This is a genomic window from Crenobacter intestini (genome assembly GCF_004919095.1).
In the GTDB taxonomy this organism is placed as follows: domain Bacteria; phylum Pseudomonadota; class Gammaproteobacteria; order Burkholderiales; family Chromobacteriaceae; genus Craterilacuibacter; species Craterilacuibacter intestini.
Genome location: NZ_STGJ01000011.1, coordinates 116452 through 128706 on the forward strand (window position 1 = coordinate 116452; position 12255 = coordinate 128706).

The 12255-nt window shown below is 70.1% G+C and carries 10 protein-coding genes; 3 read left to right on the forward strand and 7 right to left on the reverse strand.

Annotation, left to right across the window (positions count from 1 at the left end; all coding sequences use genetic code 11):
• Nucleotides 1–14: 14 nt before the first annotated feature.
• Nucleotides 15–974 carry a helix-turn-helix domain-containing protein gene (locus E5K04_RS11110; RefSeq protein WP_168929213.1) on the reverse strand — a complete coding sequence of 320 codons (960 nt, stop codon included), beginning with the start codon at nt 972–974 and terminating at the stop codon, nt 15–17.
• 316 nt (nt 975–1290) lie between these two features.
• Here E5K04_RS11110 and eat point away from each other — a divergent pair, with 316 nt between their 5' ends.
• The 3 genes from eat to eutC are packed head-to-tail and all read left to right on the forward strand — an operon-like array spanning nt 1291 to nt 4887.
• Complete coding sequence (gene eat / locus E5K04_RS11115) at nt 1291–2694, forward strand: ethanolamine permease (protein WP_136554026.1); 1404 nt, start codon at nt 1291–1293, stop codon at nt 2692–2694.
• 10 nt (nt 2695–2704) lie between these two features.
• A complete protein-coding gene (locus E5K04_RS11120; protein WP_136554028.1) occupies nt 2705–4084 on the forward strand; it encodes an ethanolamine ammonia-lyase subunit EutB in 1380 nt (459 codons plus the stop codon).
• A complete protein-coding gene (gene eutC / locus E5K04_RS11125; protein WP_136554031.1) occupies nt 4081–4887 on the forward strand; it encodes an ethanolamine ammonia-lyase subunit EutC in 807 nt (268 codons plus the stop codon). The genes E5K04_RS11120 and eutC overlap by 4 nt, the downstream gene beginning before the upstream one ends.
• On the opposite strand, the gene E5K04_RS11130 is transcribed toward eutC, so the two are convergent.
• The 6 genes from E5K04_RS11130 to sbcB all read right to left on the reverse strand — a co-directional run bounded on the left by E5K04_RS11130 (nt 4884) and on the right by sbcB (nt 12064).
• Entirely contained in the window at nt 4884–6422 is a 1539-nt protein-coding gene (locus E5K04_RS11130; RefSeq protein WP_136554033.1) for a DHA2 family efflux MFS transporter permease subunit, read from the reverse strand. The genes eutC and E5K04_RS11130 overlap by 4 nt on opposite strands.
• Before the next feature lie 7 nt (nt 6423–6429).
• Nucleotides 6430–7578: an HlyD family secretion protein gene (locus tag E5K04_RS11135; protein ID WP_136554035.1), complete on the reverse strand. Its 1149-nt coding sequence runs from the start codon at nt 7576–7578 to the stop codon at nt 6430–6432.
• A 13-nt stretch (nt 7579–7591) separates the two neighbouring features.
• Complete coding sequence (locus E5K04_RS11140; RefSeq protein WP_168929215.1) at nt 7592–8962, reverse strand: efflux transporter outer membrane subunit; 1371 nt, start codon at nt 8960–8962, stop codon at nt 7592–7594.
• Nucleotides 8963–9030: 68 nt separating this feature from the next.
• Nucleotides 9031–9537, reverse strand: coding sequence for a MarR family transcriptional regulator (locus tag E5K04_RS11145; RefSeq protein WP_136554039.1), 507 nt, complete (start codon nt 9535–9537; stop codon nt 9031–9033).
• A gap of 23 nt (nt 9538–9560) precedes the next feature.
• Nucleotides 9561–10502 carry a tRNA (adenosine(37)-N6)-dimethylallyltransferase MiaA gene (gene miaA / locus E5K04_RS11150; protein WP_136554041.1) on the reverse strand — a complete coding sequence of 314 codons (942 nt, stop codon included), beginning with the start codon at nt 10500–10502 and terminating at the stop codon, nt 9561–9563.
• Between the two features lie 134 nt (nt 10503–10636).
• The gene (gene sbcB / locus E5K04_RS11155; protein WP_168929216.1) at nt 10637–12064 is read right to left on the reverse strand and encodes an exodeoxyribonuclease I; all 1428 of its coding nucleotides are present in this window, start codon (nt 12062–12064) and stop codon (nt 10637–10639) included.
• Nucleotides 12065–12255 lie beyond the last annotated feature (191 nt).

A 12255-nucleotide genomic window follows, 5' to 3' on the forward strand; every position in this document is an offset into this window, starting at 1 on the left:
GGGGAAGCGCGAGTCTAGCAGCAGGCGGCGGCCGCTGGCGAATGCGTGCAGCCGGTGCGCTCGCGGGTGCGGCTGGGTGCCTCGCCGAAATGGGCGCGGTAGTCCTGGCTGAACTGGCTTGGGTTGTCGAAGCCGAAAGCGGCGGCGATGTCGCGGATCGGCCGCGCCGCCTGGGCGCGGTCGCACAGCGCCCGGCGCACCGCGGCCATTTGCTGGGCGCGCATAAAGCCCAGCGGCGCGGTGGCGGTGACCGCCTGGAAGCCGTTTTGCAGGGTACGCCGGGTGACGTGCAGGCGCTGGCACAGGGCGTCGACGCTGGCCGGGGCGTCGCCCGCGCAATGCGCCCAGCGCTCGGTCTGCTCGACCCAGCGCAGTTGCCTGTCCTGCACCGCGCGCCGGTCGATCGGCGTGCCGCCGGCCGCCAGCACGCCGAGCAGCGCGCTTGAGACTTCCCGGGGGAAGGCTCCTGCGCCCAGCAGTTGCTCCGGCGCCTCGCCCGCCAGCGCCAGCGCGCGCGCGGGCAGCGCTTTCAGCGCCCGGTAGAGCGGCCCAGGCAGCGGGATGATCCGCGGGCCGCCGCGGCGCCAGGCGGCGGCCGTTTCCGCGTCCGCCGGGGCCATGACGACGCCGCCGATCAGGAAGCGCTCCGGCGTGCGCAGGCAGAATTCCTCGCCGCCGGGGGCGACCAGCACGCTGCAAGGCGTGACCTCCCGCCCGGCAAAGCGCAGCGAGGCGCCGGCCTGTTCGTCCGGCAGGCCGAACCACAAGGTGCCGGCCGGCGGCACGCAGTGCTGGTAGGTCGCCTGCTCCGCGTACTCGTTGAAGAGCTGCATCTGCGGCAACTGCACTTCGTGCAGCCGGCCCAGGTAGGCGCCGGCGGAGAGCTGGACATAGCGTTGGGACCAGCCCGTGATCAGGGCGGCGTGCTCGTCCGCGTCGTCGGCGATGCGGGTGCTCAGCGTCAGTGTCGTCATGTGCTTTTCCTCCTGCTCTCTGCAATGCAAGAGGCGTGCCCGCAAAATCCTGTCGGAAAGCGGAAAAGCGCACCTTCTTCGTGCCCGGCAGGCGGCACTCGGCGCAATAAGCGCCCTGTTTGTTGTTGCGCTGCACAATCGTGGTGCGCGGGCCATGCCGGCGGCCGCTCGCGCGCGTGCCGCCACCGTGCGGCCTTCGCCCGTAAGCCCGGGGTTTTTTCCGGTTTGCGCTAACGCGGCCGAGGTGGCGCTGCCTAGCATCGACCGCATGGCTGCCGGTTTGATTGCCGGCGGCGTTGGCGAAACGGAGACTGTCATGCAGACAAGGATGGAACTGTCCAGGCGCCTGGGCGGCTGGCAATTGTGGGGGATCGCGGTGGGGCTGGTGATCTCGGGCGAGTATTTCGGCTGGAGTTATGGCTGGGCGCAGGCCGGGACGCTGGGCTTTCTGGTGACGGCGCTGTTTGTCGCCCTGATGTACGGCGCGTTCATCTTCAGCTTCACCGAGCTCAGTTGCGCGATCCCGCACGCAGGCGGGCCGTTTGCCTACGCGCGCCGCGCGTTCGGGCCGGTGGGCGGGCTGGTGGCCGGCTTTGCCACGCTGTGCGAGTTCGTGTTCGCCCCGCCGGCGATCGCGCTGGCGATCGGCGCCTATATCAACGTGCAGTTTCCCCAGGTCGACCCGAAGTGGGTGGCCGTCGGCGCGTACATGCTGTTCATGACGCTCAATATCGTCGGTGTCGGCATCGCCGCGACGCTTGAGCTGGCCATCACCCTGATCGCCGTGTTCGAGCTTCTGGTGTTCATGGGGGTGGTCGCCCCGGGCTTTTCCTGGCAGAACTTTACCGCCGGCGGCTGGGCCGGGGCCGACAGCTTCAGCCTCGCGGCCGTCGGCGGCATCTTCGCGGCGATCCCGTTCGCGATCTGGTTCTTTCTGGCGATCGAGGGCGCGGCGATGGCGGCCGAGGAGGCGAAGGATCCCAGGCGCACCATCCCGCGCGCCTTCATCGGCGGCATATTGACCCTGGTGGTGCTGGCGCTGGGCGTGATGGTGCTGGCGGGCGGCGTCGGTGACTGGACGCGGCTGGCCAATATCAACGACCCGCTGCCGCAGGCGATGAAGACCATCGTCGGCGACAATAGCGGCTGGCTGCACATGCTGGTGTGGCTGGGCGTGTTCGGGCTGGTGGCGTCGTTCCACGGCCTGATCATGGGCTATTCCCGGCAGATCTTCGCGCTGGCCCGCGCAGGCTACCTGCCGCCCTTCCTCGCCGTGGTCCATCCCCGCTTCAAGACCCCGCACCGGGCGATCCTGGCCGGCGGTGCCGTCGGCCTCGCGGCGATCTTCAGCGACGAGCTGGTGAGCATCGGCGGGCTGCCGCTGACCGCCAACATCGTCACGCTGTCGGTGTTCGGCGCGATCGTGATGTACATCGTGTCGATGCTCGCGCTGTTCCGCCTGCGCAAGACCGAACCCGCGCTCGAGCGCCCGTTCGTCGCGCCGGCCTACCCGCTGCTGCCGGCGCTGGCGCTGGGCGCGGCGCTCATCTGCCTGGCCGCCATGGTGTGGTTCAACCAGATGCTGGCGCTGCTTTTCCTCGTCTCGCTCGCGCTGGCCTACCTGTACTTCCGCCTGACGCGCCACCACCGGCAAGCGGCGGCCAGGGACCCGATGCTGTCCCGCGGCGGCGCGGCAGCCGCGGCGCAGGCGGTCGAGTAAGGAGGTCCGCATGGCGTTCTCGACCACGCTTGGGGCACGGCGATACGTGTTTCCCGACTTGCGCACGCTCCTGGCACGAGCGTCGCCGCCGCGTGCCGGCGACCGGCTGGCCGGCCTCTTGGCCGGCAGCGCCGAGGAGCGGGTGGCGGCGCAGATGGCGCTGGCGGATCTGCCGCTGCGCCACTTCCTGGACGAGGCTGTGATTCCCTACGAAACGGACGAGGTGACCCGCCTGATCATCGACGGCCACGACCGGCAGGCCTTCACGCCGGTCGCCCACCTGACGGTCGGCGGCCTGCGCGACTGGCTGCTGTCGCCGGCGGCGGACAGCCTGGCGCTGGCCGCGATCGCGCCGGGGCTGACGCCGGAGATGGTCAGCGCGGTCAGCAAGCTGATGCGCAACCAGGACCTGATGCTGGTGGCCGGCAAGTGCCGGGTGGTCACCCGTTTTCGCAACACGCAGGGCCTGCCGGGCAGGATGGGGGTGAGGTTGCAGCCCAACCATCCGACCGACGACGCGCGCGCGATCGCCGCGGCCATCGTCGACGGGCTGATGTACGGCGCGGGCGACGCGGTGATCGGCGTCAACCCGGCGACCGACAGCCCGGACGCCATCGTGCGCCTGCTCGAGCTGATCGACGCGATCCGCGAGCGTTACGCGATCCCGACGCAAAGCTGCGTGCTCACCCATGTGACGACCACGCTCGAGCTGATCCGGCAGGGGCGGCCGGTCGACCTGGTGTTCCAGTCGATCGCCGGCACCGAGGCGGCCAACGCGGGGTTCGGCGTGAACCTGGCCTTGCTGGAGGAGGCGCACCACGCCGCGCGGTCGCTCGGGCGCGGCACCGTCGGCGACCAGGTGATGTATTTCGAGACCGGGCAGGGCAGCGCGCTGTCAGCCGGCGCGCATCACGGCGTCGACCAGCAGACCTGCGAGGTGCGCGCGTACGCGGTCGCCCGCCGTTTCGACCCGCTGCTCGTCAATACCGTGGTCGGCTTCATCGGCCCCGAGTACCTGTACGACGGCCGAGAAATCGTGCGGGCCGGGCTGGAGGACCATTGCTGCGGCAAGCTGCTCGGCCTGCCGATGGGGTGCGACGTCTGCTACACCAACCATGCCGAGGCCGACCAGAACGACATGGACAACCTGCTGACGCTGCTGGGCGTCGCCGGCGTGCACTTCGTGATCGGCGTGCCCGGCGCCGACGACATCATGCTGGGTTACCAGAGCACCGCTTTCCACGACGCGCTCTACCTGCGCGAGGTGCTCGGCCTTGGGCGCGCGCCGGAGTTCGAGGACTGGCTGCAGTCGATGGGCGTCAGCGACGGCCGGCGCCTGTTGCCGGCGGGCGCACGGCCGGCGCTGCTTGACCTGATGGAGGCGGCATGAGCGTGCATGCACTGGAGGGTTCCGGCATCTGCGCGGACGGCTGGCAGTCGCTCGCCGCGCTGACCGACGCGCGCATCGCGCTGGGGCGCGCCGGCAGCAGCCTGCCGACCCGGGAGACCTTGCGCTTCGCGCTCGACCACGCGCGTGCGCGCGACTCGGTGCACGCGCTGCTCGATCCGGGCCCGCTGAAGGCGGCGCTGGAAGCGTTGTGCGGGGCGTGCCTGCAGGTGAAAAGCGCGGCGGCCGACCGGGCCTGCTACCTGCAGCGGCCGGACCTGGGGCGGCGCCTGTCCGACGCGGACCGCGCGGCGCTCACCGGGCCTGCCGACGGTTTTGATGTTGCCTTCGTGCTGGGCGACGGCTTGTCGGCGGAGGCGCTCCAACGGCACGCCCTGCCGCTGATGGAGAGTTTGTGGCCTGCGCTGCGCGCGCAGGGGCTGCGCCTTGCGCCGCCGGTGCTGGCCGAGCAGGCGAGGGTCGCGCTGGGCGACGAAGTCGGCGAGCGGCTGGGCGCACGGCTGGTCGTCGTGCTGCTGGGCGAGCGGCCGGGCCTGAGTTCGCCCGACAGCCTGGGCGCCTACCTGACGGCCGCGCCGCGCGCCGGCCTGAGCGACGCCGCGCGCAACTGCGTGTCGAACATCCGGCCCGCCGGCCTTGCCTACGCGCTGGCCGCGTACAAGCTAGGCTGGCTGATCGAGGCCGGCCTGCAGGGCGGCACCGGGGTCGCGCTGAAAGACCAGAGCGAAGCCGATCCGGCCTACCTCCACCTTGCCGCCAGCCTGACCCGCCTTGCCGCCCTCTAGTGGCCGGCGTCGGCCGGCGCGCCGCCGGCAGGCCTGAACGGCGGGCGGGCGAACCACACCAGGGCGGTCAGCACGACGAAAAGGATGGACGCGAGCCAGAAAATCTCGTTGGCGCCGATGAAGAAGCCCTGCCGGGTGATGTCCTGCGCGATCATCGCCGAGGCCTGCGGCATGCTGAGTCCGGCCGCTTGCATCTGCGCGTAGGCGGCCTGGCTTGCCGGCGCGTACGGGTTCACGTCGGCGGTGAGCGCGACGTGGTGGACCGCCTCGCGCCGCTCCCACAGCGTGGTGACCAGCGAAGTGCCGATCGAGCCGGACAGCGTGCGCAGGAAGTTAGACAGGCTAGACGCGGCGGCGACCTGGTCCGCGCGCAGGCCGGCGAGCGAGATCATCGTCAGCGGCATGAAGAAGCCGGCGACCGCGACGCCCTGCACGAACTGCGGGCCGACCACCCACGCGAAGTCCATCTGCGGGTTGAAGGTGGTGCGCCAGTAAAAGCACAGCGCGAACACCAGGAAGCTCACCGTGACGATCGCGCGCAGGTCGAGGCGTTGTGCGTGCTTGCCGATCAGCGGGGTCAGCAGCACCGGCAGGATGCCGATCGGCGCCATCGCGAGGCCGGCGGTGGTCGCGGTGTAGCCCAGCTGTGTCTGCAACAGCAGCGGCATCAGTACCACGGTGCCGAAGTAGAGCATGAAGCCACCGCTCAGGCACAGCACGCCGACGCTGAAGTTGCGGCTGCGAAACAGCGTGACGTCGATCACCGGGTGCGCGCTGTAGCGCTCCCACACCACGAGGTAGGCGAGCGCGACGACGGCGACGACGGTCAGCGCGATGATCTCGCCCGACGAGAACCAGTCCAGTTCCTTGCCGCGGTCCAGCATCAGCTGCAGCGCGCCGACGCCCAGCACCAGCAGCACCAGCCCGACCCGGTCGATCGGCTGCGCGACGATCGCCGTCTCGCGTCCCTTCAGTTCGCGGTAGCTGATCGCCAGCGCGGCGAGGCCGACCGGCACGTTGATGAAGAAGATCCAGCTCCAGTGCCAGTTCTCCGAGATCCAGCCGCCGAGGATGGGGCCGAAGATCGGCGCGACCACCACCGTCATCGACCACAGCGCGAGCGCCATGCCCTTTTTCTCGTTCGGGTAGGCGGCAAGCAGCAGGCTTTGCGACAGCGGGATCATTGGCCCGGCCAGCGCGCCTTGCAGCACGCGGAACAGGATCAGCATCTCCAGCGACGGCGACACGCCGCACAGCCACGAGGTCACGACGAAGCCGGCCGTCGAGATCAGGAACAGCCTGACCTCGCCCAGCCGTTTGGCGAGCCAGCCGGTGACCGGGATCGAGATCGCGTTCGCGACGGCGAACGAGGTGATCACCCAGGTGCCCTGGCTCATCGACGCGCCCAGGTTGCCGGCGATGGTCGGGATCGCGACGTTGGCGATCGTGGTGTCGAGCACCTGCATGAACACGGCGAGCGACAGCGCGAGGGTCAGCCAGGCGCGCGCGGCGCCGGTGAGCGGCGGATGGTTCATCGCCGCCTCACTGGCCCGCGTTGGCGGCGATGGTCGCGGCCACCAGCGCGTCGGCGCGTTCGAGTGCGCCGTCGTAGATTGCGGTCGCGTAAGCGGGCTTGCCCACCGGCGCCGACAGCGCGAGCACGCCGCCCTGGTCGCTGGTGTCGACCGTCACGTTCATCGACAGGCCGATGCGCAGCGGGTGGCGCGCCAGCGCCTCGGGTTCGAGCTCGATGCGCACCGGCACCCGCTGCACGACCTTGATCCAGTTGCCGGTGGCGTTCTGCGGCGGCAACAGCGAGAAGGCGCTGCCGGTGCCGGCGGACACGCCGACCACCTTGCCGCGGTACTCGACCTTGTCGCCGTAGAGGTCGGCGGTGACGGTCGCCTGCTGGCCGACGCGCAGCTTGGCAAGCTGGCTCTCCTTGAAGTTGGCGTCGACCCACAGCGTGTTCATCGGCACCAGGGCCATCAGCGGCGCTCCCGGCTGGATGCGCATGCCGACCTGCGCGCTGCGCCGCGCGATCTGCCCGGCGGCGGGCGCCGGCACGCGGGTGCGCTCAAGCTCGAGCGCGGCGGCTTTGAGTGCGGCGGCGGCGCGGGCGACTTGCGGGTGGCGGGCAACCGCGTCGCTCATCACCATCTCGCGTTGCGCCTTCAGTTCCGCCTCGGCCACGCGCAGGGCCGCGCGCTGCTGATCGACGGCTTCTATCGCGTGTTGCAGCTCTTCCTTGCCGATCGCGTCGTCGGCGCTGGCCGCCTGGCGGCGGGCGAGGTCGCCCTCGGCGCGCGCGAGCGCGACCTTGCGCTCGGCGAGCACCGCTTCGAGCTTCTGCTCGCCGGTGATCAGCACGCGGGTCTGGCGCACCACCTGGGCAAGCTCGGCGCGTGCGCGTTCGACGGCGAGGCGTGCGTCGGCGTCATCCAGCCGTACCAGGAGCTGGCCGGCCTTGACGGTCTGGGTGTCTTCGGCGCCGATGGCGACGATGGTGCCGCCGACCTGCGCGGAGACGGGGATCAGGTTGCCGGCGGCGTAGGCGTCGTCGGTGCTCTCCTTGCCGTACAGGCAGAAGAACCAGTAAAGCGCGAGGGCGATCGCGGCGGCGAGCAGCACGGCGCTCAGGCGGAGCAGGGCGCGGCGGCGCTGCGGATTTTGCTTGGGAGTCTGGGTCATGGCGGTGTGTGGCTCAGTCATGTTCGGGGACGGCCAGCGCGCGCATCAGCGCGGCTTGAGCCTGCAAGGTGCGTGTGCGGGCGGCGGCGAGTTGCTGCAGGGCAAGCGCCGACTGGCGTGTGGCGTCGGCCGCCTGCGCGGGGGCGGCCAGGCCCGCCCGGACGCGCGCCTGGCTGCGCCGGGCGTTGGCTTCGAGCGCGGCGTGTGCCTCGCGGACTTCGCGTTCGGCCGCCTGCGCGGCTTCGGTGTTGCTGACGCCGTCGGCCGCCTCGCGCACCGCCTGAAGCAGCGTCTGGTTGTAACTGGCGATCGCGGCGTCGCGGCCGGCACTGCGGGCTTGCAGCTGGGCGTCGAGCGCGCCGGCGTCGAACACCGGCAACGTGAAGCCCGGTACCAGCCCGGCCGACAGGGCGCCGTGCTTGAACAGGTCGCCGAGATGCTGCGCGGACAGGCCGGCGAAGGCGCCGAGCGTCACGTCCGGGTAGTAGGCGAGGCGGGCCGCCTCGACGCCGTGCTCGCTCGCCTTGACGTTGGCGAGCGCGGCTTGCAGGTCGGGTCGCTTGGCCAGTGCGGCGGTGGTCAGCGCGCGCGCGTCGAGCGGCCAATCGGGAAGTTGCGCGGCCTTGAGCGCGTCGATCTCGCGCTGGGGCAGGGTGGAGATCGCCGCAAGCGCGTGGCGGGCGGCCGCCTCGCGTGCCTTCAGTTGCTCGCGTTGGGCGGCGAGCGCCTGCCGCTGTGCGCGCGCGGCGTCCGCGCTGTCGGCCGAGACGATGCCGCTGCGCGCGAGTGCGCCGGCGTAGGCCTGCTGCTGCCCGGCTGCGGCGAGCGCGGCGTCCAGTGCGGCGGCCTCGGCGCGGCTGCCGGCCAGTTCCAGATACTGAGCGACGAGCGCGCTGGCGAGCCATTGGCGGGTTGCCTGCGCTTCCAGTTCGAGCGCGTCGCGTTGCAGCCGGGCGGCTCGGGCTTCCTCGCGCAGGCGGCCCCACAGGTCGAGCCGCCAGCCCAGGTCGAGCGACAGCGACTTGACCGTGTACCAGTGGCCGGACAGCGGCGGCGGCAGGATGCCGTATTCCGAGCTGCGGGTGCGCTCGACGTCACCGCCCAACGACAGCTGCGGCATTGCCTGCGCGTCGGTAGCCGCGAGCGCGGCCGATGCCTGGCGGATGCGCGCGCGCGCGGCGTCAAGCGAGGGATGGCCGGCTTCGGCGGCGGCGACCAGTCGGTCGATTTCGGGGTTGTGAAGCGCCCGCCACCAGCGCCCCTGCGCGCTGGCGGGCGCCTGCGCGGCAGCGTCGACGCCGTAGCGTGCGCTATCCAGCGGCGTTGCCTGCCTTTGCAGCGCGGCGTCGCTGGCGCAGCCGGCCAGCAGCAGGGCGGCCAGCAAGGATAGAGTGTACCTGGATTTATTATCAATCATTTTATTGTCACTCTAGTGACTAAATAGGTAAAAAATTAACCGGCGAGCCTGGCCAGCAGCTTGCGCTGCATGGCTTCGAACAGGGCACGTTCTTCCACGCTGAAGTCCTGCCAGGCTTCGCGCATCCGCTGGCGCTGGACGGGCATCGCCCGCGTGATCAACTCGAGGCCGACAGGCGTCAGCACCAGTTCGGTCTTGCGGCGGTCCTGCGGGGAGGGTTGGCGGCGGATCAGCCCGTGCTGCTCGAGTTCGTCGACCACGCGGGTCGCGTTGGTGCGCGAGAACGACAGCGCAGCCGAGATGTCGGACGGGCCGAGCCGCTCGTCGGGGCGCGAATAGATCAGCAGCAGCGCCATCCATGTCGACTCGTTGAGGCCGAAGGGCTTGAGTGTCGTCTCGAACCAGCTCGCGAGCTGCAACTGCACATGCAGGTGCAGGCGGGTGAGGACGATCTCTTCGCGTGGCGAGCCGGGCATCTTGCGCGAGATCGCGTCTATGGTCTCGTCGAGGCGGGCGAAAGCGCAGTCGGTCGAATCTGTCATGAGGTTAATAGTAACGCACGTTATTAGTTTTTGCCAGTATCCAGCCAGCGGTCGATCTCGCGGCAGGCAAGCGCGGTCAGGTCGCCGGCCCGGCAATCGAGTGCCACCGAGTCCATCGAGCGCAGCCAGGTCAGCTGGCGCTTGGCGAGCTGGCGGGTCGCGGCGACGCCCTTCTCGAAGAACACGTCGGCGTCGTACTGGCCGTCCAGATACTCCCACGCCTGCCGATAGCCGACGCAGCGCATCGACGGCATCTGCAGGTCCAGCGCCGAATACTTGACGCGCAAGGCGGCGACCTCGTCGACAAACCCCGCCTCCAGCATCAGCCTGAAGCGTAGCGCGATGCGTTCGTGCAGCCAGGCGCGGTCGTCGATCTGCAGCGACAGCGGCAGCATCGGGTAGGGGGCGGCGGCCTCGCGGCCGGCGCCGTGCAGTTCGGACAGCGGCCGCCCGCTGAGGGTGATCACCTCGAGCGCACGCTGGATGCGCTGCGCGTCGTTCGGCGCGAGGCGTGCGGCGGTTGCCGGGTCGAGCGCGTGCAAGCGCTCGTGCATCGCCGGCCAGCCGACGCTGGCCGCTTGCGCCTCCAGTTCGGCGCGAAGCTGCGGGTCGGCCTGCGGCAGGTCGGACAGCCCTTCGCGCAAGGCCTTGTAGTAGAGCATGGTGCCGCCGGCTAAGAGCGGCAGCTTGCCGCGCGCCGAGATTTCGGCGACCAGGCGGTTGGCGTCGGTGACGAACTGCGCGGCGCTGTAGGCGTCGGTCGGGTCGATGACGTCGATCAGGTGGTGCGGGCAGGCGGCCAGTTCCGCCCGGCTGGGCTTGGCGGTACCGATATTCATGTCGCGGTAGACCAGCGCGGAGTCGACGCTGACGATCTCGATCGGGTAGCGGCGCGCGAGCGCGAGGGACAGCGCGGTCTTGCCGGAGGCGGTCGGCCCCATCAGCAGGATGGCTCTTGGCGTCATGGCGGGTCTCCCGAGAATGGTGGCGCGCGCATTGTCGCACCGGTGCCGGGCGCTGGCCACGGCATGCACGCGGCGCGCGCGCACTTCATGCCGGATGCGCGCGCGATTTGAGGTTTGATCTGATCTGGGTGGTCTCAGGCGTACTGCAGCGCCCACGCCTCGACCGCGTCGAGCAGCGCAAGGCGGCGCTCGTCGTTGCCTGCGCCGGCGGCGCACTCGGCGATTTCGTTCAGGCAGTCTTCGATGGTGCGCCCCTCGGGCACGCCGTCGTGCAGCTTGCGCCGGCACCAGGCCTGCCAGCCGCGGGCCTCTTCCGCGCTCAAGCTATGCGGGTAATTGCGTGCGCGGTAACGGGTCAGCAGACGGGAGAGTTGTGCGTCCTCGAAGGCGGGTGTCTCGCGCGCCAGTTGTTCGGCGCTGAGCCTGCGCAGCCGCTCGAGCGTGCGGCGGTCTGCATTGCTGACGAAGCCGCCGTACAGCGCCTCGTCGACGTCGGGCAAGGCCTGTGCTTCGCGCCGGTATACGCCTTGCCACAGCGCGGTCAGCTCGGGCAATGCCGCGGCGGCTTCGGCGTGGCGCGCCATGGCCGCAAGGTCGATGCCCAGTTCCGCTGCGCGTGCGTCGCCCAGCACGCGCAGGTCGGCGCACACGAAGGGCGACTTGTTGATATGGATGGTCTTGACCGGCAGCCGGGCGAGGCCCTGCTCGGCCAGCGTGTCCTTGTCGGAGAACAGGCGCAGGCGGACTTCTTCGCTGCCAAGGCCGGCCAGCTCGGACGGGTCATGCGCAAGGTCCCATACGATCACTTCATTGCGGTTGGTCGGGTGTTCGGCCAGCGGCCAGACGATGGCCAGGTTGCCGCGTGCCGCACCGTACATGCCGGAGACGTGGACCAGCGGCTTCGGTGCGTGCACCGACAACTGGTGGCGTGCCGCATCCTTCTGGCGCAGCGACAGGCAGAAGTCGAACAGGCGCGGCTGCCGTTCGCGGAGCAGGCGCGCGAGCGCGATGGTCGCGCGCACGTCGGACAGGGCGTCGTGCGCGCTGGCGTGTTCGATGCCGTTGGCCGCCGTCAGCGCCTCGAGGCGGAAGCTGGGCAGGCCATCCTCTCCTGTTGGCCAGACGATGCCGGCCGGCCGCAAGGCGTAGGTGGCGCGCGCGACGTCGAGCAGGTCCCAGCGGCCGCAGCCGTTCTGCCACTCGCGCGCGTACGGGTCGATCAGGTTGCGCCAGAACAGGAAGCGGGTCACCTCGTCGTCGAAGCGGATCGAGTTGTAGCCGACGCCGACTGTGTTCGGCGCCGACAGCTCGCGCAGGATCACCGACGCGAACTCGTGTTCGGCGACGCCGTGCTCGGTGCAGTGTTGCGGGGTGATGCCGGTGATCAGGCAGGCGGTCGCCGACGGCAGGTAATCCGGTGCCGGCCGGCAATACAGCATCACCGGTTCGCCGATCTCGTTGAGCGCCGCGTCGGTGCGTACGCCGGCAAACTGCGCCGGCCTGTCGCGGCGGGCGAGCGTGCCGAAGGTTTCGTAGTCGTGCCAGAAGAAGGTATGGGACATCAACAGGCCAGATAATAGAGGGTGGGACGAAACCGCGATTGTCGCACCATGGCGCGGGTGTCGCCATGCCGGCAGGTAAACCTTTGTACGGGGATTTGCAAAAAGGTGTTGACGCAAACCGCTGTGTTACGTATAGTTCGCCACCTCGACGCAACGCACACAACGCGAAACGTCACTGCTCTTTAACAGAA

Excerpts from the sequence above, each read along its gene's own strand:
- miaA (WP_136554041.1), bottom strand. The coding sequence starts at position 10,502 with ATGACGCCAAGAGCCATCCTGCTGATGGGGCCGACCGCCTCCGGCAAG.
- E5K04_RS11120 (WP_136554028.1), top strand. The coding sequence starts at position 2,705 with ATGGCGTTCTCGACCACGCTTGGGGCACGGCGATACGTGTTTCCCGAC.
- E5K04_RS11145 (WP_136554039.1), bottom strand. The coding sequence starts at position 9,537 with ATGACAGATTCGACCGACTGCGCTTTCGCCCGCCTCGACGAGACCATA.
- E5K04_RS11130 (WP_136554033.1), bottom strand. The coding sequence starts at position 6,422 with ATGAACCATCCGCCGCTCACCGGCGCCGCGCGCGCCTGGCTGACCCTC.
- E5K04_RS11135 (WP_136554035.1), bottom strand. The coding sequence starts at position 7,578 with ATGACCCAGACTCCCAAGCAAAATCCGCAGCGCCGCCGCGCCCTGCTC.
- eat (WP_136554026.1), top strand. The coding sequence starts at position 1,291 with ATGCAGACAAGGATGGAACTGTCCAGGCGCCTGGGCGGCTGGCAATTG.
- eutC (WP_136554031.1), top strand. The coding sequence starts at position 4,081 with ATGAGCGTGCATGCACTGGAGGGTTCCGGCATCTGCGCGGACGGCTGG.
- sbcB (WP_168929216.1), bottom strand. The coding sequence starts at position 12,064 with ATGTCCCATACCTTCTTCTGGCACGACTACGAAACCTTCGGCACGCTC.
- E5K04_RS11110 (WP_168929213.1), bottom strand. The coding sequence starts at position 974 with ATGACGACACTGACGCTGAGCACCCGCATCGCCGACGACGCGGACGAG.